This window comes from Brevundimonas sp. AVps31, from assembly GCF_058681355.1.
Genome location: NZ_CM178736.1, coordinates 2,537,422 through 2,559,337, shown reverse-complemented (window position 1 = coordinate 2,559,337; position 21,916 = coordinate 2,537,422). Strand labels below are relative to the sequence as shown.

General features: G+C 67.3%; 21 protein-coding genes. 12 read left to right on the top strand and 9 right to left on the bottom strand.

The genetic code is table 11. From position 1 onward, the window contains the following. The first annotated feature begins 79 nt into the window (after positions 1–79). The 3 genes from ACW174_RS12515 to metH are packed head-to-tail and all read left to right on the top strand — an operon-like array spanning position 80 to position 4,502. Entirely contained in the window at positions 80–1,147 is a 1,068-nt protein-coding gene (locus ACW174_RS12515; protein WP_492014755.1) for a homocysteine S-methyltransferase family protein, read from the top strand. Then, on the top strand, positions 1,147–1,827 hold the full coding sequence (locus tag ACW174_RS12510) for a class I SAM-dependent methyltransferase (RefSeq protein WP_492014754.1): 681 nt from the start codon (positions 1,147–1,149) through the stop codon (positions 1,825–1,827). Before ACW174_RS12515 ends, ACW174_RS12510 begins: the two co-directional genes overlap by 1 nt. Then, a complete protein-coding gene (metH, locus tag ACW174_RS12505) occupies positions 1,827–4,502 on the top strand; it encodes a methionine synthase (RefSeq protein ID WP_492014753.1) in 2,676 nt (891 codons plus the stop codon). The genes ACW174_RS12510 and metH overlap by 1 nt, the downstream gene beginning before the upstream one ends. Before the next feature lie 83 nt (positions 4,503–4,585). On the opposite strand, the gene ACW174_RS12500 is transcribed toward metH, so the two are convergent. Both ACW174_RS12500 and ACW174_RS12495 read right to left on the bottom strand, forming a co-directional pair. Next, positions 4,586–5,164, bottom strand: coding sequence for a hypothetical protein (locus ACW174_RS12500; RefSeq protein ID WP_492014752.1), 579 nt, complete (start codon positions 5,162–5,164; stop codon positions 4,586–4,588). A 152-nt stretch (positions 5,165–5,316) separates the two neighbouring features. After that, the gene (locus ACW174_RS12495) at positions 5,317–8,184 is read right to left on the bottom strand and encodes a TonB-dependent receptor plug domain-containing protein (protein WP_492014751.1); all 2,868 of its coding nucleotides are present in this window, start codon (positions 8,182–8,184) and stop codon (positions 5,317–5,319) included. A gap of 262 nt (positions 8,185–8,446) precedes the next feature. On the opposite strand from ACW174_RS12495, the gene ACW174_RS12490 reads away from it, so the two are divergent. Continuing rightward, on the top strand, positions 8,447–8,977 hold the full coding sequence (locus tag ACW174_RS12490) for a hypothetical protein (RefSeq protein WP_492014750.1): 531 nt from the start codon (positions 8,447–8,449) through the stop codon (positions 8,975–8,977). 2 nt (positions 8,978–8,979) lie between these two features. Then, on the top strand, positions 8,980–9,393 hold the full coding sequence (locus tag ACW174_RS12485; RefSeq protein ID WP_492014749.1) for a protein tyrosine phosphatase family protein: 414 nt from the start codon (positions 8,980–8,982) through the stop codon (positions 9,391–9,393). 11 nt (positions 9,394–9,404) lie between these two features. Here the strand turns inward: ACW174_RS12485 and ACW174_RS12480 are convergent, their stop codons facing one another. Next, positions 9,405–9,551 carry a hypothetical protein gene (locus ACW174_RS12480; RefSeq protein WP_492014748.1) on the bottom strand — a complete coding sequence of 49 codons (147 nt, stop codon included), beginning with the start codon at positions 9,549–9,551 and terminating at the stop codon, positions 9,405–9,407. A 66-nt stretch (positions 9,552–9,617) separates the two neighbouring features. Between ACW174_RS12480 and ACW174_RS12475 the strand changes: the two genes are divergently transcribed. After that, entirely contained in the window at positions 9,618–10,520 is a 903-nt protein-coding gene (locus tag ACW174_RS12475) for an MBL fold metallo-hydrolase (RefSeq protein ID WP_492014747.1), read from the top strand. 4 nt (positions 10,521–10,524) lie between these two features. Here ACW174_RS12475 and ACW174_RS12470 read toward each other — a convergent pair whose 3' ends face one another. Together ACW174_RS12470 and ACW174_RS12465 are read right to left on the bottom strand one after the other, a co-directional pair. Then, positions 10,525–11,211: a DUF1499 domain-containing protein gene (locus ACW174_RS12470; RefSeq protein WP_492014746.1), complete on the bottom strand. Its 687-nt coding sequence runs from the start codon at positions 11,209–11,211 to the stop codon at positions 10,525–10,527. A gap of 4 nt (positions 11,212–11,215) precedes the next feature. Further along, positions 11,216–12,850: a long-chain-fatty-acid--CoA ligase gene (locus ACW174_RS12465; protein WP_492014745.1), complete on the bottom strand. Its 1,635-nt coding sequence runs from the start codon at positions 12,848–12,850 to the stop codon at positions 11,216–11,218. Between the two features lie 175 nt (positions 12,851–13,025). On the opposite strand from ACW174_RS12465, the gene udk reads away from it, so the two are divergent. After that, entirely contained in the window at positions 13,026–13,673 is a 648-nt protein-coding gene (gene udk / locus ACW174_RS12460; RefSeq protein WP_492014744.1) for a uridine kinase, read from the top strand. Positions 13,674–13,747: 74 nt separating this feature from the next. Further along, the gene (locus ACW174_RS12455) at positions 13,748–14,371 is read left to right on the top strand and encodes a TetR/AcrR family transcriptional regulator (protein ID WP_492014743.1); all 624 of its coding nucleotides are present in this window, start codon (positions 13,748–13,750) and stop codon (positions 14,369–14,371) included. Positions 14,372–14,376: 5 nt separating this feature from the next. Here ACW174_RS12455 and pdxH read toward each other — a convergent pair whose 3' ends face one another. Further along, complete coding sequence (gene pdxH, locus ACW174_RS12450; RefSeq protein WP_492014742.1) at positions 14,377–15,051, bottom strand: pyridoxamine 5'-phosphate oxidase; 675 nt, start codon at positions 15,049–15,051, stop codon at positions 14,377–14,379. An 86-nt stretch (positions 15,052–15,137) separates the two neighbouring features. On the opposite strand from pdxH, the gene ACW174_RS12445 reads away from it, so the two are divergent. The 4 genes from ACW174_RS12445 (at position 15,138) to ACW174_RS12430 (ending at position 17,686) form a co-directional block, all read left to right on the top strand. After that, a complete protein-coding gene (locus ACW174_RS12445; RefSeq protein ID WP_492014741.1) occupies positions 15,138–15,872 on the top strand; it encodes a DnaJ C-terminal domain-containing protein in 735 nt (244 codons plus the stop codon). A 9-nt stretch (positions 15,873–15,881) separates the two neighbouring features. After that, a complete protein-coding gene (gene aroC, locus ACW174_RS12440) occupies positions 15,882–16,967 on the top strand; it encodes a chorismate synthase (protein WP_492014740.1) in 1,086 nt (361 codons plus the stop codon). A gap of 69 nt (positions 16,968–17,036) precedes the next feature. Next, positions 17,037–17,231 (top strand): type II toxin-antitoxin system HicA family toxin, encoded by a 195-nt coding sequence (locus ACW174_RS12435; RefSeq protein ID WP_492014739.1) that lies wholly within the window; start codon positions 17,037–17,039, stop codon positions 17,229–17,231. Between the two features lie 5 nt (positions 17,232–17,236). Further along, entirely contained in the window at positions 17,237–17,686 is a 450-nt protein-coding gene (locus tag ACW174_RS12430; protein WP_492014738.1) for a type II toxin-antitoxin system HicB family antitoxin, read from the top strand. Between the two features lie 35 nt (positions 17,687–17,721). On the opposite strand, the gene ACW174_RS12425 is transcribed toward ACW174_RS12430, so the two are convergent. The 3 genes from ACW174_RS12425 to lon all read right to left on the bottom strand — a co-directional run bounded on the left by ACW174_RS12425 (position 17,722) and on the right by lon (position 21,726). After that, positions 17,722–18,495 (bottom strand): hypothetical protein, encoded by a 774-nt coding sequence (locus ACW174_RS12425; protein WP_492014737.1) that lies wholly within the window; start codon positions 18,493–18,495, stop codon positions 17,722–17,724. After that, positions 18,440–19,180: a hypothetical protein gene (locus tag ACW174_RS12420; RefSeq protein ID WP_492014736.1), complete on the bottom strand. Its 741-nt coding sequence runs from the start codon at positions 19,178–19,180 to the stop codon at positions 18,440–18,442. Before ACW174_RS12420 ends, ACW174_RS12425 begins: the two co-directional genes overlap by 56 nt. Positions 19,181–19,329: 149 nt before the next feature. Then, positions 19,330–21,726, bottom strand: coding sequence for an endopeptidase La (gene lon, locus ACW174_RS12415; RefSeq protein ID WP_492014735.1), 2,397 nt, complete (start codon positions 21,724–21,726; stop codon positions 19,330–19,332). Positions 21,727–21,916 lie beyond the last annotated feature (190 nt).

The window sequence follows — 21,916 nt, the reverse complement described above, 5'->3', positions numbered from 1 at the left end:
CCTCCCTGTCGCGCAGCGATGGGGAGGTGGCGCGGCGCGCTCGCGCCGTGACGGAGGGGTTCCTGAAGGAAGCGAACACATGACCCGCCCCGAACGCATCGCCGCGCTGCACGCGGCCGCCAGGGACCGCATTCTCGTGCTCGACGGCAGCTGGGGCGTGATGATCCAGCGCCGTGGCCTGGACGAGGCCGACTTCCTCGGCGACCGCTTCCTCGGCCATGCGGGCCAGATGAAGGGCAATAACGACATCCTCTGCATCACCCGCCCGGACGTCATCTCGGACCTGCACGACCAGTATTTCGCGGCGGGCGCGGACATCAGCGAGACCAACACCTTCTCGGCCACCACCATCGCCCAGGAGGACTATCACCTCGACGCGCAGGCGGTGTGGGACATCAATCTGGAGGGGGCGAAACTGGCCCGCGCCTCGGCCGACCGCTGGACGGAGAAGGAGCCGCACAAGCCGCGCTTCGCCGCCGGGTCGATCGGGCCGCTGAACAAGATGCTGTCGATGTCGTCGGACGTGAACGACCCCGGCGCGCGGCTGGTGACCTTCGATCAGGTCTATGAGGCCTACCGCCATCAGGTGAAGGCGCTGCACGAGGGCGGGGTCGACCTCTATCTGATCGAAACCATCACCGACACGCTGAACTGCAAGGCCTGTATCAAGGCCATCAAGGACCTTGAGGACGAGGGGCTGGAGCCCTTGCCGATCTGGATCTCAGGCACCATCACCGACCGTTCGGGCCGCACCCTGTCGGGCCAGACGGCCGAGGGGTTCTGGAACAGCGTCCGCCACGCCAAACCCTTCGCCATCGGCTTCAACTGCGCCCTCGGCGGCGAGTTGATGCGCCCCTTCATCGCCGAGCTGAGCCGCGTCGCGGATACGCTGGTCGCCGCCTACCCCAACGCCGGCCTGCCCAACGCCATGGGCCAGTATGACGAGCAACCACACGAGACGGCCCACTTCATCGAGGAATGGGCGCGCTCGGGTCTGGTCAACATCGTCGGCGGCTGCTGCGGGACGACGCCGGACCATATCCGGCATGTGGCGGAAGAGGTGGCGACGATCCCGCCCCGCGGGATTCCGGAGCGGCCGGTGGCCATGCGGCTGTCCGGCCTCGAACCCTTCGAATTGGTAGCGTAATGACCGACAAGATCGCCGAGCTTTTCAAGGACCCGGACCACGCCCGGACCTATGCCGACCGGCCCCGGAAGATCGTTCCCGGGTTCGATGGCCTGCACCGCATCATGGCCCAGTTGCTTGTCGAAGCCGCGCCCGCGAAAACCCTGGTGATCGGCGGCGGGGGCGGACTGGAACTCAGGACCCTGATCGACGCCCTGCCCGAGGGCCGGTTCTGCGCCGTCGATCCGTCCGCCGAGATGATCGCCCAGGGCCGGGCCTATCTGGGCGACCCCGCGTCCGTGGACTGGATCGAGGGTTATACCTTCGACGCGCCCGAAGGGCCGTTCGACGCCGCGACCTGCCTGCTGACGCTGCATTTCGTCCCGGACGACGGCGCGAAGCTGGAGACGCTGAAGGCCATCCACGGCCGGCTCAAGCCCGGCGCGCCCTTCGTCATCGCCCATCTGAGCATCGACAAGACCGATCCGGCCTCCGGCCGGCGGTTCGACCGCTATCTGAAGTTCGGCAGCGACAGCGAGATGGACCCCAAGGTCCTGAAGGAGGCGCACGAACGGGTGCGCACTCAACTCAACTGCGTCGGACCCGCACGCGACGAAGCGCTGCTGCGCGAGGCCGGATTCGGCGGGATCGAACCGGTGTTCCAGGGTTTGTCGTGGCACGGCTGGGTGGCCTACGCCTGATGCGCCCGATCTTCATCAACGTCGGCGAGCGGACCAACGTCACCGGCTCGGCCAAATTCCGCAAGCTGGTGGTCGAGGGCGACTATAACGCCGCCCTGGACGTCGCCCGGCAGCAGGTCGAGGCGGGCGCCCAGATCATCGACATCAACATGGACGAGGGGCTGCTGGACGGCGTCGTCGCCATGCGGACCTTCCTCAACCTGATCGCGGCCGAGCCCGACATCGCCCGGGTGCCGGTGATGATCGACAGCTCCAAATGGGAGGTGATCGAGGCGGGCCTGAAGTGCGTCCAGGGCAAGCCGATCGTCAACTCCATCTCGATGAAGGCGGGCGAGGCCGAGTTCCGCGAGCAGGCGGTCAAATGCCTGCGCTACGGGGCGGCCGTGGTGGTCATGGCCTTCGACGAGGTGGGTCAGGCCGACACCGCCGCGCGCAAGATCGAGATCTGCACCCGCGCCTACCGCATCCTGGTGGACGAGGTCGGCTTCCCGCCCGAGGACATCATCTTCGACCCCAACATCTTCGCCGTCGCGACGGGGATCGAAGAGCATGACAACTACGCCGTCGATTTCATCGAGGCGGTCAAGGTCATCAAGGCCACCCTGCCCTACGCCCGCATTTCGGGCGGGGTGTCGAACGTCTCGTTCAGCTTCCGCGGCAACGAGCCGGTGCGCCGGGCGATCCACTCGGTCTTCCTGTACCACGCCATCAATGCCGGCATGGACATGGGCATCGTCAACGCCGGCGACCTGCCGGTCTATGACGACATCGATCCCCCGCTGCGCGAGGCGGTCGAGGATGTGATCCTGAACCGGCCGCAGCGGACCAATGTCTCCAACACCGAGCGGCTGGTGGACATGGCGCCCAACTACAAGGGCGAGAAGGGCGCGGCGCGGGTCGTGGACCTGAAATGGCGCGACCAGCCGGTGGCGGCCCGCATCGCCCACGCCCTCGTCAACGGCATCACCGAGTTTATCGAGGCCGACACCGAGGAGGCGCGGCTGGGCGTCGAACGCCCGCTGCACGTCATCGAAGGCCCGCTGATGGACGGGATGAATGTGGTCGGCGACCTGTTCGGCTCGGGCAAGATGTTCCTGCCGCAGGTGGTCAAGTCGGCCCGGGTGATGAAACAGGCCGTGGCCTGGCTGGAGCCCTTCATGGAGGCCGAAAAGGCCGGCAAGCCGCGCCAGCCGCGCCAGCAGGCGGGCCGCATCCTGATGGCCACGGTCAAGGGCGACGTCCACGACATCGGCAAGAACATCGTCGGCGTCGTGCTTCAGTGTAACAACTACGAGGTCATCGACCTGGGCGTCATGGTCCCGGCCGACCGCATCCTGGACGAGGCCGTGGCGCACAATTGCGACATCGTCGGCCTGTCGGGCCTGATCACCCCGTCGCTGGACGAGATGGTCTTCGTGGCGTCGGAAATGGAGCGGCGCGGGATGTCGATCCCGCTGCTGATCGGCGGGGCGACGACCAGCCGGACCCATACGGCGGTCAAGATCGAGCCGGCCTATCATCGCGGTTCGACCACCTATGTCGTCGACGCCAGCCGCGCCGTCGGCGTGGTCTCGGGCCTGCTGTCCGAGACCGAAAAGGCGAAGAACGAGGCCGCCACGCGGGACGAATACATCCGCATCCGGGAGCAGTTCGCCCGGGGTCAGGAGGTCAAGGCGCGCGCCGCCCTGCCCGTCGCCCGCGCCAACCGCTTCCGGCCGCAGGCGGCGACGCCCCTGCCCGCCCGCCCGTCCTTCCTGGGCGTGCGCGCCTTCGACAGCTGGGACCTGCAGGACCTGGCCGACCACATCGACTGGACCCCCTTCTTCGCCAGCTGGGAGCTGATCGGGCGGTATCCGCTGATCCTCGAGGATGAGATCGTCGGCGAGGCGGCGAAAGACCTGTTCAAGGACGCGCAGGCGATGCTGAAGCAGATCGTCGAGGAGCGCTGGTTCACCGCGAAAGGCGTGGTCGGCTTCTGGCCCGCCAATGCGCGCGGCGACGACATCGTGGTCTGGACCGACGAGACGCGCACGGTCGAGGCCGCCCGCTTCCACGGCCTGCGCCAGCAGATCGCCAAGACCAACGGCAAGCCGAACCTGTGTCTGTCCGACTTCGTGGCCGAGGACGGCGACGACTTCCTGGGCGCCTTCGCGGTCACCGCCGGCCATGGGGAGCTGGAGATCGCCAAACGGTTCAAGGACGCCGGGGACGACTATTCCTCGATCATGGCGACCGCCCTGGCCGACCGTCTGGCGGAGGCCTTCGCCGAGCGGCTGCACAAGGAGGTGCGGACCCAGCTGTGGGGCCATGTCCCGGACGAACAGACGACGGTGCAGGATCTGATCGAGGAGAAATACCAGGGCATCCGCCCTGCCCCCGGCTATCCGGCGCAACCGGATCACACCGAAAAGGCGACGCTGTTCAAACTGTTGAGCGCGGAAGCCAATGCAGGGATGGCGCTGACCGAGAGCTTCGCCATGACGCCCCCGGCCTCGGTCTCGGGCCTGTATTTCGGCCATGCCGAGAGCCATTATTTCGGCGTCGGCAAGATCGATCGCGATCAGGTCGAGGACTATGCGGCGCGGAAGGGCTGGGAGGTGGCGACGGCGGAACGCTGGCTGGCGCCGATCCTCAACTACGACCCGGCGAGTGTCGGGCGCACGAAGGCGGCTTAGTCAGAACGGCCTTGTCATCCCGGACGCCGCGAAGCAGCGATCCGGGATGACAGGCGCCGAGGCTCGCGTCGCCCGGCTCTCGTCTATTCCAGACCGACGTCCGCGGGCGTCGCCGGAGCGGTCGTGATGTTGTCGCGGATGCGGCGGGCGGCGTGTTCGCAGCGGCCCGGCAGGCCGAAGAAGAGGCCGAAGGCCTGGCTGCGCGTCGCCTCGTCCTGATCCTTCAGCGGCGTCCATTTGGCGGTCGCCTCGGCGGCGGCGGCGCGGGCGGCGGTCAGGGTCGCGGCGCTCTGGCGCGACTGGGCGACCTGCAGGGCCGAGCGGAAGTCCGACGCCTCCAGCCGGCCCAGACGGATGATGTCATTGTCCAGATCGTCGCGGCCGGTGAGGGTCTCGCCCAGGGCGACGTGACCGTTCACCAGCGCCTCGCACCAGGCCACCAGCGGATAGTCGGCGTCAGGCGCGCCGCGCGGCATCGGGTTGGCGTAGGCCACGGCCTCCCGCAGGCGCAGGGAGTCCCGCGTCTCGCCGTCTGACGGCGCGGCGGTGGCGATGGGACCGTCGCTGGTCCGGGCGGGAGGCGGAGCCGTGACGACGGGCCCGTCCTGCGGCGCGGTCGGGGTCTGGGTCAGGAACAGGGCGGCGAGAACGCTGGCGATCATGGAGACAGGCATCTGAATGGCGACCACGGGGGTCGGGAGGATACGGCAACGCCTGAAGCGCCCCGATGGTTTTTCTACGGCAGGCGCGGCGCAAAGAAAAAGGCGGCGGAGCCGAAGCCCCGCCGCCCGATCTTACGCACGTTTCGTCAGGTCTAGTACTTCAGGCGAGCGCCGACGAAGAAGTAGCGACCGTTCACGTCATAGGCGTTCGGGTCGGTGTTGCCGTCCGGAGCGTTGTCGAACACGGGCGGATCTTCGTCCAGCAGGTTACGGATACCGGCGAAGACCTCCATGCTTTCCGTGGCTTGGTAGGTCGCGCTGATGTCGTGGTACCAGTAGGCGTCGACACCGATGTAACCACCGTCGGCAAAGTCAGGGATGTTGCCCTGGTTGTCCATCTCGTCGATGAACGTGCCCGAATAGGCCAGACGCACCGGGCCGACATCGTAGCCCAGCGAGACGTTCGCCTTCCACTCGGGGAGGGTGGCGCTGATGTTATAGGCGCCGGCCGTTCCCTTGTACTCGATGCCGTCCAGCTCGTAGCTGTCCAGGTAGGTCAGGTTGACCGCGATATCGAGCTTTTCGCCCCACATCCCGCCGGCCCACGGCACATTCCAGCCGTAACGGGTCGAGAAGTCGACGCCGCTGGTGGACAGGGCCGAGACGTTGCCCAGAGGCGCGCGCGCCTTCAGGTTGCCGGCCGCGTCGCGGTAGATCAGCGGCAGGCCGATGCCCGCGTCGTTACAGGCCGCGACGGTCGAAACCGGCGCACCCGTGGTGCCCGAGGCCGCGGCGCCGGCCGCGAAGCACTGGCCGACGATGCCCGAGACGCCGCCGAAGATCGTGCCGATGTAGTCCTCGACCTCGATCTTGTAATAGTCGAGCGAGAAGGACAGGCCTTCAGCAAACGTCGGCTGCCAGACCGCACCGACGGTGACGGTGTCGGACTTTTCTTCGGACAGGCTGGGGTTGCCGTAGAAGAACGATTCCGTCTGGGTGTTCTGGGCGACGAAGCCGCCGGTGACCGGATCGAAGCCGAGTTGTGCGGTACAGAAGTTCCGCACGCCGGCGCTGAGCGTACGCGCGGCGCCGGTGCCCGGGTTGATCGTGGTGCAGGGGTCCAGAACGGCCGGGAAGCCCTGGTCGTTGGCCTGGAACAGTTCGAACACGTTCGGGGCACGGCTGGCGCGTTGATAGAGAGCGCGCAGGCGCAGGCTGTCGACGGGTTCCCACGAACCGCCGAACTTGTAGGACCACACGCCGCCGACGGTGTCGTAGTCGGAGTAGCGGGCGCCGACTTCGAGTTCCAGCGACCGGGCGAACGGCGCATCACGCAGCAGCGGGATGGAGGCCTCGAAATAGGCTTCCTTCGAGGAGCTGCTGCCCGAGACGGCGCGTTCGGCGTTGAAGCCGTAGATGTCGCCGGTGTTCTTGGCGTCATCCGGCGTATAGGACAGGCTGTCTTCGCGGTATTCGACACCGGCGGCGAAGCCCAGGGGGCCGGCCGGCAATTCAAACAGGGTGCCGGTCAGGTTCAGCTGAGCATTGTTGCGCTCGAAGATGCTGCGGTCCGTGAAGTTCAGGCGAACGAAGGCAGCGGCTTGCGGCGTGATGGTGCCGCGACCGAACAGGTTGATCGGCACGCAGGTCGGGAACAGGATCTGCACCGACGGGGCGCAGCTGGTCGCCGTGCCGCCACCGGCCAGGGCGGCGTTCAGGCGCGAGCGCGAGACGTCGTTCTGGATGGAGGTGGTCAGTTCGGTCCGGCCGTAGCTGTAGTAGCCTTCCAGCTCCCAGTCGCCGCCCAGATCGGCGCGCAGGCCGGTGTTGATCTGATAGACGTCGGTGTTGTTGTTCTGGATACGCGCGCCGACTTCCGTCATGCGGCGGTCGAAGTTCAGATCGGCGGTCGGGTTGGGACGCGAGTTGGCGTAGGCCAGCAGCGCCGGCGAGTTCTGCACGAAGAAGTTCGTGTAGGGGATCGCGATGCCGGTCGCCGGCGTCGGGGCCAGCTGCGAGTTGTTGCGGCTGTCGGTGTAGAAGACCTCGGCGAACGCCTCGACCTTGTCGGTCACGTCGTAGTGACCCATCAGGGCGACGTTGAAACGCTCGGACGGCGACTGCAGCAGGTTGACCGGGGCGAAATCGTAACGGTCGCTGGTCGGCCCGAGGCCGAAGTCGTTGTTGAACGCACCCGGGACGCCCGGCGTGCGGAACGACCGGCGGCAGGGGTTGGCCGTGGGACAGCCCGCGGCGGTGTAGGGGTTGAGGGCGAGGTTGTTCAGACCGCCGTATTCACCCGTACCGGAACCGCCGGCAAAGCTGGACAGCGACCAGGGACGGTCCTCGTTGGGCGCGAAGCCGTCACGATCCGAATAGCCGACGAAGCCGGTCACGTTGCCGCGATCGTCAGCGAAGTTCGAGCCGAAGGTCATCGAGGCGTTGAACTGCTCGCCGTCACCGTAGCCGCTGATGCCGTACTGGGTGTCGAAGCCGAAGCCTTCGTAGTTGCGCTTGAAGATGAAGTTGACGACGCCGGCCAGGGCGTCAGAGCCGTAAACGGCGGAGGCGCCGCCGGTGACGACTTCCACACGCTCGATCAGCGAGGTGGGGATGCTGTTCAGGTCGACCGCGTTGCTCTTGTCGTAGGGGATGAAGCGGTGGCCGTTGACCAGCACCAGCGTGCGGCTGGCGCCCAGGCCGCGCAGATCGACCGTGGCCGAACCGTTCGACGGGTTGTTGGAGTTGGCGGACAGACCGGGCACGACCTGCGGCAGCTGGTTCAGGATCTGCTCGACGTTGACGTCGCCGCGGGCCTGGATCTGCTCGGACGTCACGGTCGAGATCGGGCTGTTGGCCACATAGTCCTGACGGACGATGCGCGAGCCGGTGACGACGACGTCATCGATGGTGCTCGGACCGGCTTCCTGCGCCATGGCCGGCGCGGCGAAAGCGAAAGCCGAAGCCCCTGCAATGATCGTCGTCGCCAGCAGGCGTCGGCGGTTTTGTTGGAATTTCAAGGTAGTCTCCCCTCTTGATGCCTCCACCAATCTTTGGCGCGGCATCGCGGCTGCGTAAATATTGACCCTGAGGTGAATGAAATCTCCCCAATCCTTCCGAGTTAGGCACTGACTCGCCCACCAAGCTAGAAAATTTCACCCCTGTAGTGCGGACGTCAGCGATGTGTCGCATTCTCGACACGTTCTGTTACAGCCCCGGCTGGCCCAAATGATCAGGGCCTGCGACAAGACCGGTGCCGCAACGTCCACCCCGGAGGGATTTATGGTCCTCAGACTCTCGAGCGCCCCGCTGATCATCCTCGTTTTCGCCCTGGCGAGTCCGACGGCCGCCAGACAGGCGGCGCCCCCGGCCGGATCGCCTGCGATCGCGAACCTGTCCGCCTGCCGGGCCATTTCCGTCGCGAGTGACCGACTCAGTTGTTTCGACCGGGCGGCGATGGCGCTGGACGCCGCCTTGCAGGGCGGAGACATCCTGGTCGTGGACCGCCGGCAGGCGACGGCGGCGCGGCGCGAGGCCTTCGGGTCGACGATCGCTCCCGCCGACATCCTGCAGCCCCCCCGGCCGGAGGACCGCATCGATGCGATCGAGACAACCCTGACCCGCGCGACCCAGTCGGGCGACGGACGCTGGACTTTCGTGCTCGCCGACGGCAGCACCTGGAACCAGACCGACACGGACCGCGTACGCATCAACAATCGCGCCGGAGAGACGGTCCGGGTGCGACGCGGGGCGCTGGGCAGCTATCTGCTGGTCGTCGGCCGCAGCGGCGCCGTTCGCGTCAGGAGACAGTGACCATGCCGGATTCAAAACCCCTTTCGCCCCTGGTCAGCGCGGCCTCGCAGCTGCGGGCGGAAGATATGTCCGTCCTCGCGGCCGAGGGGTTCACATCGATCATCAACAACCGTCCTGATGACGAGGAAGCGGGTCAGCCTTCGTCGGCCGAGATGGAAGCGGCGGCCGTCGCGGCCGGGCTGAGCTACCTGCACGCGCCGGTGCGCGGCATGCCCGATCCGCAGGCCGTCGCGTTGGTGGCCGAACGTCTTGCGTCGGAGTCGGACAGCGGCGGGCGCACCCTGATGTTCTGCCGCTCGGGCATGCGCTCCACCGTGGCCTGGGCCCTGGCCCGGCGGCAGGAGGACGCCGATCCCGACAGCCTGCGCGAGGCGGCGGCCGCCGCCGGCTACGACCTCAGTCGGCTGCCGCTGTAGCCCGGGTTGTCCTAGCGGACGATCGCCACACGGGCCGCGTAGGGCGCGGGCTCGGGGGTGCAGGAGGCGACCGCCAGTTGCGCCGCCATGATACACAGGAAGGCCCCCGCGATGGGCAGGAGCCGATTTGAAACAGCCAGGGCGATGGAAACGGCCATATCGGGCACTCCGCGGAAGGTTTACGAGGTCCTAACGCAAGCACCGGACCGCCCCGGGAGAGACCGTTGATCCCCTTCGTTCGTGAGTTCGATTTCGAGTATGGCCGGGTCGATCGCGTCTCGCCGCTGATCCGGCGGGTGATCGCCAACAATCCCGGACCCTTCACCTTTACCGGCACGGGAACCTACATCGTCGGTCGTGATACGCCGGGCGCGCGCGTGGCGGTTCTGGACCCCGGCCCGCTGGACGACGCCCATCTGCAGGCGCTGCTCGCCGCGGTCCAGGGCCAGACCGTCAGTCATGTGCTGGTCACCCATACCCACCGGGATCACGTGCCGCTGGCCCGCCCCTTCGCCGCGGCGACCGGCGCGACGGTGCTGGCGGCCCAACCGCCCCTGCGCACCGTCCACGTTTCCGCCACGCCGGATGAGGACGAGGACGAGACCTTCGCTCCCGACGTCGTGCTGAGGGGCGGGGAACGGATCGAGGGCGACGGGTGGACGCTGGAGGCCGTGGCCACGCCAGGGCATGCCTCAAACCACATGGCCTTCGCCCTGCTGGACGAGAACGCCCTGTTCAGCGGCGACCATGTCATGGGCTGGTCGACCACCGTGGTGGCCCCGCCGGACGGGAACATGACCGCCTATATGGCCAGCCTTGAAGCGGTGATGGCGCGGGGCTTCTCGACCCTGTGGCCGACCCATGGCGCGCCCGTGACCGACGTGGCGCCCTTTCTCGCAGCCTACAGGGCGCACCGGCTCGGGCGGGAGGCGCAGGTGCTGGCGCGGCTTGAGGCGGGCGACCGCACCATCGCGGACATGGTGCCGACCCTCTATGCGACCGTGGACAGCCGACTGTGGCCCGCGGCCTCCCTCTCGGTCTGGGCGCATCTGATCGCGCTGGTCGAAGCCGGGCGCGCCGTCGCCGAGCCGGAGGCGAGTCTGCAGGCCGCCTACCTGCCGGCCTGACGGATCAGGCTGCCGGCTGCAGCAGGCTGCTGATGCGCGTCACCAGACGACAGGCTTCGCCGCCATGCGGCCGGCCCTCGCGGGCGGCGACCCGGATGTCGGTGCGACCGGGACGGATGCGGATCACCACGTCGTAGCGGAAGCCGAACCAGATGCTCCGGCGACTGCCGTCCGCGCGAGCCACGCCCGTCTGGCCGATGTTGAACCCCGCCTCCTGAATGGCCCAGGCGGCGCTGGCCGGCGCGACCTGGGACATGACCGGCAGGGCGCCGGGGCAGGCCTCGGCCCCGACGGTGGCGCCCTGCCCCATGTCGTCGGGCCGAAGGCGGCCGAAGCCCGGCACCTCGGCCAGATCGGTGCTGACATTCTCGACCGGTCCCGCAGCCAGTTCCTGTCGTTGCCAGAGGTTCACGCCGAGCGTCGCCCCGCCGGCGATCACCGCCGCCAGCGCCAGGGGCCCGAGCTCGCGCAGGTTTCGAAGGGCCAGAATGACGGCCAGCACAGCCGCGGCTGCCCCGACCCAGGCCAGCCACCAGCCCACCCGGACCATCAGCAGGTCATAGCCGATCTCGAGCGACAGGAGACCGCTGCGGACCCCGACGACGCAAAGCAGCGCCAGGATGGGGGCGGCCAAAGCCACCACCGCCAGACCCAGAACCGCGCCCTTACCCTTCACCGCGGTTCTCGCCATGATCTCAACCTCCAGCCGTCGGCAGACGATAGTCCTTCATCCGCTCGCGCACGACCTTCTTGTCGATCTTGCCGGTCGCGCCCAGCGGGATTTCTTCCACGAACACGACGTCGTCCGGCATCCACCATTTGGCGATCTTGCCGACCAGAAACTCCAGATGCTCCTGCTTGTCCGCCGTCTCGCCGGGCTTCAGCTTGATGACCAGCACCGGGCGTTCGTCCCATTTCGGGTGCGCCGCGCCGATGACGGCCGCCAGCTCGACCTTGGGATGGCCGACGGCGATGTTCTCGATCTCGATGGAGCTGATCCACTCGCCGCCGGACTTGATCACGTCCTTGGCGCGGTCGGTGATCTGCATGAAGCCCTGCTCGTCGATGGTCGAGACGTCGCCGGTGTCGAAATAGCCCTCGTTGTCGAGGATCTCGCCGCCGTCGCCCTTGAAATAGCCGGAGGCGATGGTCGGCCCCTTGATCATCAGACGGCCGTAGGTGTGCCCGTCGTGGGGCATGTCCTGTCCGGCGTAGTTCTTCAGCTTCAGTTCAACGCCCAGCGGCGGCTGGCCCTGTTTGACCCGCCACTTCATCTGCTCGTCGTACGGCAGTTGCCGCAGTTCGGGCGTCATGTTGGACAGGGTGCCGATGGGCGAGGTCTCGGTCATCCCCCAGCCCTGCAGCACCTCGATCTGGAACTCGTCATGGAAGGCGCGGATCAGGCTTTCCGGCACGGCCGAGCCGCCGATCAGGACCTTCTTCACGGTCGGAATCTTGAGGTTGTTCTCGCGCAGGTGGGTGAGCAGGCCCTGCCAGACCGTCGGCACGGCGGCCGAGAAGGTCACGCCCTCGCTTTCGATCAGCTCATAGATAGCGGCGCCGTCCATGCGCGCGCCCGGCATCACCAGCTTGGTGCCGCCCGCGGGGCCGGCGAAGGCGATGCCCCAGGCGTTGGCGTGGAACATCGGCACCACCGGCAGGATCACCTCGCTGGGCGAGGCGCCCAGCACGGTCGACTGCATGCCCAGCAGGGTGTGGATGAAGTTCGAGCGGTGCGAATACAGCACCCCCTTGGGATTGCCGGTCGTGCCCGAGGTGTAGCAGAGGCCGCAGGCCGTCTGTTCCTCGAACCCGCCCCAGACCACATCCTCGGACGCGCCGGCCAGCAGGGCTTCGTAGCATTCCGCGCCCGGCAGCCGGGTCGCCGGCATGGTCAGTTCGTCGGTCAGCACCACGACCCGCTCCACACTGGGACAGTGCGGCAGCACGGCCTCCAGCAGGGGGATGAAGGTCAGATCGACGAAGATGATCTTATCTTCGGCGTGGTTGATGATGTAGGCCAGTTGCTCCGGGAACAGGCGCGGGTTCAGGGTGTGGCACACCGCCCCCATGCCCATGATGCCGTACCAGACCTCCATGTGGCGGCCGGTGTTCCAGGCCAGGGTGGCGATGCGATCGCCGGTCTGCACGCCCCAGTCCTGCAGCACGCTGGTGACGCGACGCGCGCGCGAGTGGATCTCGGCATAGGTGGCGCGGACGATCGGCCCCTCGACCGAACGGGTCACGACCTCGCGGTGGCCATGCCAGTTGTTGGCGTGCGTGATGATCTTGTCGACCGTCAGCGGCCAGTCCTGCATCAACCCAAGCATTTGCAATCCCTCGAACTTGCATCCGCTGAACGGGACGCTTGCCGTCACGCTATCGGCGCGATTGCCGATAAGCAACGTGACGCAAGGTCAACGACACCCGGGAAGCGCCGGTTCTGCGGCATCCTGTCCCGCTCCGGACTAGCCGGGACGCGCGCCCCGCCCTAGAAGGCCGCGCATGGCCATCCTCATTGCAATCACCGGCGGCTCCGGCTCGGGCAAGAGCACCCTAGCCGAAGCCCTTGTCTCGGCCCTGCCTGACGGTGCGGCGGTTCTGGTGCGCGAGGATTCCTATTACCGCGACGCCGCCAGCCTGCCCGACTTCGACGCCGCGACCTTCGATTTCGACGACGTCGCCGCTCGCGATCACGAGCTGATGATCCGCGACCTGTCCGAACTGAAGGCCGGGCGAGACATCGTCGCTCCGCTCTATTCCTTCCTGCACCACGGGCGCGAACCGGGCGGCGAACCGGTCAGGGCGACCGAGGTGGTGATCGTCGAGGGCACCCATGTGCTGTGCACCCCGGCGTTGACGGCCCTGTTCGACATCCGGGTCTTCGTCGACACCCCCGCCGATATCCGTTTCATCCGCCGCCTGCTGCGCGATCAGGCCGAACGGGGGCGGACGGCGGAATCGGTCATCGCCCAGTACCTCGGCACCGTGCGCCCGGGTCACGAACGCCTCACCGAACCCTCGCGGGTCAATGCCGATTTCGTCGTCGCCGACGCCACGGCGGCCGTGCGGCTGGAAGATCCGCAGGCCGTGGTGCGGTTGGCGGCGCCGGTGCTGGCCCATCCGCTGCTGGTGGAGCTGGCTCGCGCCTGACGTGTTCTGACAGGCGCTTGCCGTCTGTCCGAAGGTGCGTCACCTTGGCGGTTCCGCGAGCGATGAATTCCAAGATGACCGGCCATATCGGCGAGACCCCCTCCCTGGACCTGAAGCGCCAAGTGATCCTGCGCTACGCGCGCGCCGCATTCATTTCGGAGGGTTACGCCGGAGCGCGGATCGAGCCGATCGCCCGGGAGGCCGGGGTGTCCACGGCCACCCTCTATGCCCTGTTCGCCGGCAAGTCGGAGCTGTTCTCCGCCGTCATCGACGACGCCGCCGACCAGTTCTCGCGCCAGATGGCCAGCGTTCGCGCCTGTGACGGCGACGCCCGGATTCAGCTGACCAGCTTCGCCGAGGCCTATGCCGGCTTCATGGGCGACGGCTTCGTCCGTTCCGTCTTCCGGCTGGTGATGGCCGAACGCCCGCGGTTCGAGGCCACCGCCCGCCGCTTCTTCGAAAAGGGCCGGACCGAGTTCGGCGCGACCCTGATCGGCATCCTGAAGGATCACCAGACGCGCGGCGGCCTGAAGAATATGCCCAAGAGCTCATGGGCCGCGGGCGAGCTGATGGGCATGATCGAACACCCGGTCTTCTTCGTGCCCCTGGTGACTGGCGACGAGGTCCGCGCCGGCCGCACCAATGCCGAGGTCGTGGCCCACGTCATCGACACCTTCATGGCCCGCTACGGCGCCTGACAGCCTCAGGGCTGCAGGCGGGTCGTCGTCCAGCCGTCGCCGTCGCGCGTGAACAGCAGGCGGTCGTGCAGGCGGAAAGGCCGGTCGCGCCAGAACTCCACGCTGTCCGGAATCACCCGCCAGCCGGTCCAGCGCTTAGGACGGGGCACGTCCTGCCCCTCGAACCGCGCGGTCTGGCGTTCGATCGCCGCCTCCAGCGCCGCGCGGTCGGCCAAGGGGCGCGACTGGTCCGAAGCCCAGGCGCCGATCTGGCTCTCCCGCGCCCGGCTGGCGAAATAGGCGTCGGCCTCCTCCACGCTCACCGGCTCGACCCGGCCGCGGACCCGCACCTGACGGCGCAAGGTCTTCCAGTGGAACAGCAGTCCCGCCGACGGATTCGCCGCCAGCGCCTCGCCCTTGGCGCTCTCGCGGTTGGAATAGAAGGTGAAACCGCGTCCATCGACGTCCTTCAACAGCACCATCCGCGCATCGGGCAGGCCGTCGGCGTCGACCGTCGCCAGCGCCATCGCATTGGCGTCGTTCGGCTCATACCGCTTGGCGTCCTCCAGCCATTCGACGAACAGGCCGACCGGCTCGCTCCGGCTGAAGATGGTCTCGTCGCCATTGGCGGCCAGGGCGGCGGCGTATTGCTCCGCATACTCTTCGCGGGTCGGGCTGGGCGGGATCACAGGTGCGGTCATGGCTCCCAGATAGACCCTGCGGATCGAAAACGGGAGGGCCGTCACGGTTAAGCCGGTCTTCACCACGTTGGGCGTTTGGTGTCGGGATGCGCGCACGTCCCTCCTCCGAGGTCTCCTCGCTCAGCGAAGCCTGGCTCCTGCTGGGCCTGACCGGCCCCGCCGAAGGCGAGGCCCTGACGGCGGCCTTCCGCGCGGCGGTGAAGGCGGCTCGCCCGGACCAGGACGGGGGCGATGAGGCCCGCTTCCGCAAGGTGATCGCCGCGTGGCGGCTGGTGCAGGCGCGAGGCGGGCTGTCCGCGCTGGACGCGCCGGTCGCGACGCCCGCCCCCACGGCTGCGGAAACCATCATCGCCATCACCCCCCTGCAGGCCCTGAACGGCGGCAGCGTGACGGTGTGGCGCGGCGAACGGCGGTTGAAGGTGAAGGCGCCGAAGGGATTGAGGTCAGGCGAAAAACTGCGCCTCAGGCGCGGCGCGGACGACGGCGCGGATCTGTTCCTGCCGGTGCTGATCCGGGGCGCAGACGGGCTGACCGCCATCGGCGACGACCTTTACATGGACTGGCCCGTCCCGCCGCGCGTCATCGAGGACGGCGGCCGGCTGGAGATCGAAACCCACGCCGGCACGCGCTCGGCATGGGTGGTGGCCGGACAGGAGCCGCTGCGTCTGCGGCTGAAGGGGCTGGGCCTGCCGGCCCGCGGGTCGCGGCCGCAGGGGCATCTGTTCGTGACGCTAACGCCGTCCGAGGACGCGCCGTCGGCGGCCGAGGATCTGCTGGTCCGGTTCACCCGCGTCTGGACGCCGGACCGCATGGCGGCCTAAGCGTCAGTCATGTCGCACAACACCTTCGGCCATCTGTTTCGCGTGACCACCTGGGGCGAGAGCCACGGGCCGGCGATCGGCTGTGTCGTCGACGGCTGTCCGCCCAATATTCCTCTGACCGAAGCGGACCTTCAGCCCTGGCTGGACCTTCGCAAGCCCGGCGGGAGCCGCTTCGTCACCCAGCGTAAGGAAAGCGACACGGCCCGCATCCTGTCCGGTGTGTTCGACGACGGCGCCGGGCCGGTAACCACGGGCACGCCGATCTCGATCCTGATCGACAATGAGGACCAGCGGTCCAAGGACTATGGGGAGATCGCCCGCGCCTACCGCCCCGGCCACGCCGACTTCACCTATCAGACCAAATACGGCGTGCGCGATCCGCGCGGCGGCGGGCGGTCCTCGGCGCGGGAGACGGCGATGCGCGTCGCGGCCGGGGCCGTGGCGCGCAAGGTGCTGGGCGACGGCGTCCGCATCCGCGCGGGCGTGGTCCAGCTGGGGCCGCACCGCATTGCGCCGGACGCGGTCGATTTCGACGCCGTCTATGACAACCCCCTGTTCGCCGCCTCCGCCGAGGTCGTGCCCGCGTGGGAAGCCTACCTCGACAGTGTTCGCAAGGCGGGCTCGTCGATCGGCGCCGTGGTGGCGCTGGACGTCACCGGGGTCCCGGCGGGCTGGGGCGCGCCCCTGTATGGCAAGCTGGACGCCGAACTTGCCGCCGCGATGATGTCGATCAACGCCGTCAAGGGCGTCGAGATCGGCGCGGGCTTCGACTCCGCCGAACTGTCCGGCGAGGAGAACGCCGACCAGATGCGGTTGGGCGATGACGGCCAGCCGGTCTTCCTGAGCAACCATGCGGGCGGCGTCCTGGGAGGTATTTCCACCGGCCAGCCCCTGACCGCGCGCGTGGCCTTCAAGCCCACCTCCTCCATCCTGACCCTGCGCCAGACCATCACCCGCGACGGGACCGAGACCGACCTGCGCACAAAAGGCCGCCATGACCCCTGCGTCGCCCTGCGCGGCGTGCCGGTGGTCGAGGCCATGGCCGCCTGCGTGCTTGCCGACGCGATGCTGAGGCACAGGGCGCAGGTGGGGTGACGCGCGACCGCGCGCTCTTGTGTGTAGTCTTGTGTATGGTACACTTCTTCCCACATTAGCGGACCGGTCATGAAGAGCGCCGAGGTCATCGCGATTCTGGAAGCTGACGGTTGGCGGCGCGTGACCCAGAAGGGTTCGCACGTTCAGTTGAAGCATCCGTCAAAGCCGGGGCGCGTCACCGTTCCGCACCCGACCAAAGACCTGAAAATCGGCACGCTGAAGAGTATCGAGCGTCAGTCCGGCCTCAGCTTCCGGCGAAAGTGAGCAGAATGAGCACCGTCGTTTACGTCGCCATCGTCGAAGGCAGCGAGAAGGAAGGCTACAGCGCCTTTTTCCCCGATCTGCCCGGCTGCGTCACCGCCTCTGACAGCATGGTCGAACTGATCGCAGATGCGCGCGACGCGCTCGGGCTGCATCTCGAAGGTATGATGGAGGACGGAATGGCGCTGCCCGCCTCCTCGGCGCTGGAAGCCATTCCGACCGATCCCGAGGTGATCGAAGCCGGACGTCTGCTGGTGGACGCCGAGATCGAGGACGCGCCGGTGCGGGTGAACATCTCCATCGGCGCCGGCCTGTTGAAACGGGTCGATACGGCGGCCCAGGTCCGGGGCATGACCCGTTCCGGCCTGCTCGCCGAGGCGGCGCGTCAGTTCATGGGACGCGCGGTGGAAGGGCCCGGACTGCGAGAGACACCGCCTGCCGGGTTCTCCGAGGACTGAAGCGGTTCTGAGCCATCGGGCGCCGCCGGCTGGGGCTAGCGTGGAAGCCCCGACAGCCAGACATCGAGCGCTTCGGTGTTGTTCATGTCGCCGTCGAACCTGTGAACCGGGCTGACCGGCTGGTTATGGCCTCGTCTGCGGCCGATATAGAATTTCATTGGCAACGACATGGCTCCCAGACCGCTCGGCACATCAAATGACCGCGTCTCCATGTAGATGGTGTCGGCGCCTGTCTCTCGTCCGACCGGAACGGCCCCGAGCCCGACCCACAAGTCCACAGCGTCAAGGCACGCGGACATGCAGGTTTCGTCCGTCAATACGAAAACGCCGCCCACCGGCGGATGATACGGCAGCGTCGGAGCGGACAGAGACGGCGCGCTGACGCTCGGTTCTATGATCCAGCGATCATCCCCTCGGGCGATAGCGGCCTCCAGTCCGGCGATGGTGGACCGAAACCAGTCTCGCGCCTCATTCGAAATAGCGCCACGGGCGTCACGCTGCTGCAAGGTCTCGCGCAGGGACTCCAGATTGGCAGCAGACGCCCGCCAGACCACGGTCATCGGCGCCTCCGGCGTCCGGCTGAATGCACCGCTTCCCCACAGCGTCCGAGCGATCTGGACCGACCACTGCGATGATCCGCCCGTGTTTCCTCGCAGGTCGAAGACAATGGCGGGCGACTGCCGCAGGGTCTCCGCCTGGGTCTCGATTGCCGTGACAAGCGCGCCGAGGTCGCGCCCCGCCTCGCTTTCGGGATTACCGTCGAAGGTCGGAAGACTGATCCAGACGCCGCCGTCCTGAAGCCGTCGCATCTTGATAGCGCCGGGGGGCGGCAAGGCAAACACGTCGTAATGTGAGTAAAAGCGCTGCCCTGCATCTCGCCACTCGAGATCCTTGGCCAGGCGAACGCCCGCGACGTCGAATTCGCAGTGCCTGAGCGGCGGGACGTAGGGGTCCCCCCGTGTCCAGCATGACCATAGGGGCATTAAGCACCCGTTCCGAAGCGAGCGCCCAACGACCCAGGCGCGCACCGATACGGGCCTCTCCCAGATGAAAGGCGTCCCGTCCGTCGCAGGACACGACGGTTGCGCCGACGGCCAGTCCCGACCACGGCTCGGCATGAGTCACCACCAGCCCACGGTTCCCGTCATCGCGCGCGATGAAACCGGGCCATCGCCGCGGCTGGTCCGGTGTAGCGCCATACACCCCGAAACTCAGATGCCCGTCGTTGAAAGCCGCGACGTAATGCTGGAGCGCGAAAAAATAGTCCTCATAGCTGTCAGCCGTCCCGGCCCGCTCCAAGGCGAGGCGATACTGCGCGTCGTTCAGGCTGGCGAACCCGGGATCATCGGCGTTGACCATGCCGGGATGGCTGGAGGCGATCTCGGCGTGAACGGCCGTCGCATCGTCTAGAAGCGTCTGTCCCCAATCCTTGACGGTGGACGGGTCTGCAGCGGCCAGATTGGCTAACGCCGCCAGAGCAAGCCAGATGGACATGCCGCGAACCCCGCTATTCCAGCCTGCCCCCCGGCAGACGGGTCCAAGCCAGTCGATCAGGAAAGCGGAACGACCGCAACGCATCGCCCCAACAAAAACCCCGCCCGGATCGCTCCGGGCGGGGTCTTCGGTTCAGACTGTCGGCGGCCCTAGTGGGCCGCGTTCGCCGTGGCGCCGTCGACCGGCGGGTTGGCGGGCGGGAGGGGCTCGGAGGCCTCGTCCCATTCCACGGCGGTCAGCGGACCGGTCAGGGCCCATTTCAGGGCCTCATCCGCCGTCTTGATCGGGACGATCTCCAGCGCGCCCTTCACATTGTCGGGCACGTCGGCAAGGTCCTTCTCGTTCTCTTCCGGGATCAGCACCGTCTTGATGCCCGAACGGAGAGCCGCCAGCAGCTTCTCCTTCAGTCCGCCGATGGCGGTGACCCGGCCGCGCAGGGTGATCTCGCCGGTCATGGCGATGTCCTTGCGGATCGGCACGCCGGTCAGGACCGAGACCATGGCCACGGTCATGGCCACGCCCGCCGAGGGACCATCCTTGGGCGTCGCGCCGTCGGGCACGTGCACGTGGATGTCGGTCTTCTCGAACACCGGCGGCTTGACGCCGAAGCTGAGCGAACGGGCCCGGACGTAGGAGGCGGCGGCGGAGATTGACTCCTTCATCACCTCCTTCAGGTTGCCGGTCACGGTCATGCGGCCACGGCCCGGCATCTTGATCGCCTCGATGGTCAGGATGTCGCCGCCGAACTCGGTCCAGGCCAGGCCGGTGACGATGCCGACCTGATCCTCCTCGTCCGTCTCGCCGTAGCGGAACTTCTTCACACCCGCGTATTCGGCCAGCTTGGCCTCATCCACGGTGATGGTGAGCGAGTTCTGCTTGGCCATCTCGCGCACGGCCTTGCGGGCCAGTCCGCCCAAGGCGCGTTCCAGCGACCGCACCCCGGCTTCGCGGGTGTAGTAGCGGATCAGGTCGCGGATGGTGCTGTCGGGCACGATGAACTCGGCCGGCTTGAGGCCCGCTTCCTCGGTGACCTTGGGCAGGACGTGACGCTTGGCGATCTCGACCTTCTCGTCCTCGGTGTAGCCGCTGACCCGGATGATCTCCATCCGGTCCATCAGAGGCTGGGGCATGTTCAGGCTGTTGGCCGTGGTGACGAACATGACGTTGGACAGGTCGTAGTCGACCTCGAGATAGTGGTCGCCGAACGCATTGTTCTGCGCCGGATCCAGCACCTCCAGCAGCGCCGACGAGGGGTCGCCGCGCCAGTCGGCGCCCAGTTTGTCGATCTCGTCCAGCAGGATGAAGGCGTTGGTGGTCTTCACCTTCTTCATCGACTGGATGATCTTGCCCGGCATGGAGCCGATGTAGGTCCGGCGGTGGCCGCGGATCTCGGCCTCATCGCGCACGCCGCCCAGCGACATGCGGATGTATTCCCGGCCCGTGGCCTTGGCGATGGACTTGGCCAGCGAGGTCTTGCCGACGCCCGGAGGTCCGACCAGGCACAGGATCGGGCCGCGCAGCGAACCGGTGCGCGCCTGGACGGCCAGATACTCAATGATCCGTTCCTTGACCTTCTCGAGGCCGTAGTGGTCCTCCTCGAGGATGTCCTCGGCCTTGTTCAGATCGATGGGCTTCTGCTTGGCCTTGCCCCACGGGATCGACAGCAACCAGTCGAGGTAGTTCCGGACCACGGTGGACTCGGCCGACATCGGCGACATGTTGCGCAGCTTCTTGACCTCGGCCTCGGCCTTGGTCCGCGCCTCCTTGGACAGGCGCGTCTTCCGGATACGCTTTTCCAGCTCCATGATCTCGTCACGGGCGTCGTCGGTCTCGCCCAGCTCGCGCTGGATCGCCTTCATCTGCTCGTTGAGATAATATTCGCGCTGGGTCTTCTCCATCTGGCGCTTCACGCGCGAGCGGATCTTCTTCTCGACCTGCAGGACGGAGATTTCGCCCTCCATCAGGCCGTAGACCTTCTCCAGCCGCGACGGCACGGCGACCGTTTCCAGCAGGCCCTGCTTGTCGCCGATCTTCACGGACAGATGGGCCGCGACCGAGTCCGCCAGCTTGGACGGGTCGGTGATCTGGGGGATGGAGCTGAGCGCCTCGGGCGGCACCTTCTTGTTCAGCTTCACATAGTTTTCGAACTGCTCGATCACCGCGCGCAGCAGGGCCTCCGACTGGGCCGGCTCCCCGGCCTCGTCAGCGATTTCCTCGGCCTCGGCCTCGAAATACTCGGTGCGGTCGGTGAAGCGCGTCAGGCGGGCGCGGCCCTTGCCCTCGACCAGCACCTTCACGGTGCCGTCGGGCAGTTTCAGCAGTTGCAGGACGTTGGCGAGCACGCCGATGGGGTAGATGGCGTCAGCCGACGGATCGTCGTCGACGCTGTTCTTCTGGGTGGCCAGCAGGATCTGCTTTTCACCCTTCATGATCTCGTCCAGCGCGCGCACCGATTTTTCGCGCCCCACGAACAGGGGCACGACCATGTGCGGGAAGACGACGATGTCTCTCAGCGGCAGAACGGGAAGGGTCTTGGTCTCGGTCATAGATGATACTCCGGGGCCCTTGTTCATCTTGGGCCCGCCGGGCCGGCGGCCGGAACGCGATGTTCGGACGTATCGACTCGGCCCGCGATTCAGCGGCCTTCGGGACAGTATGTGGTTTTGCGGACGCGCCATTCAAGCGTCACCAGTACAGGCGGCTGGGGAGCGTTCATTCCCGGTGAAGCTGCACGGA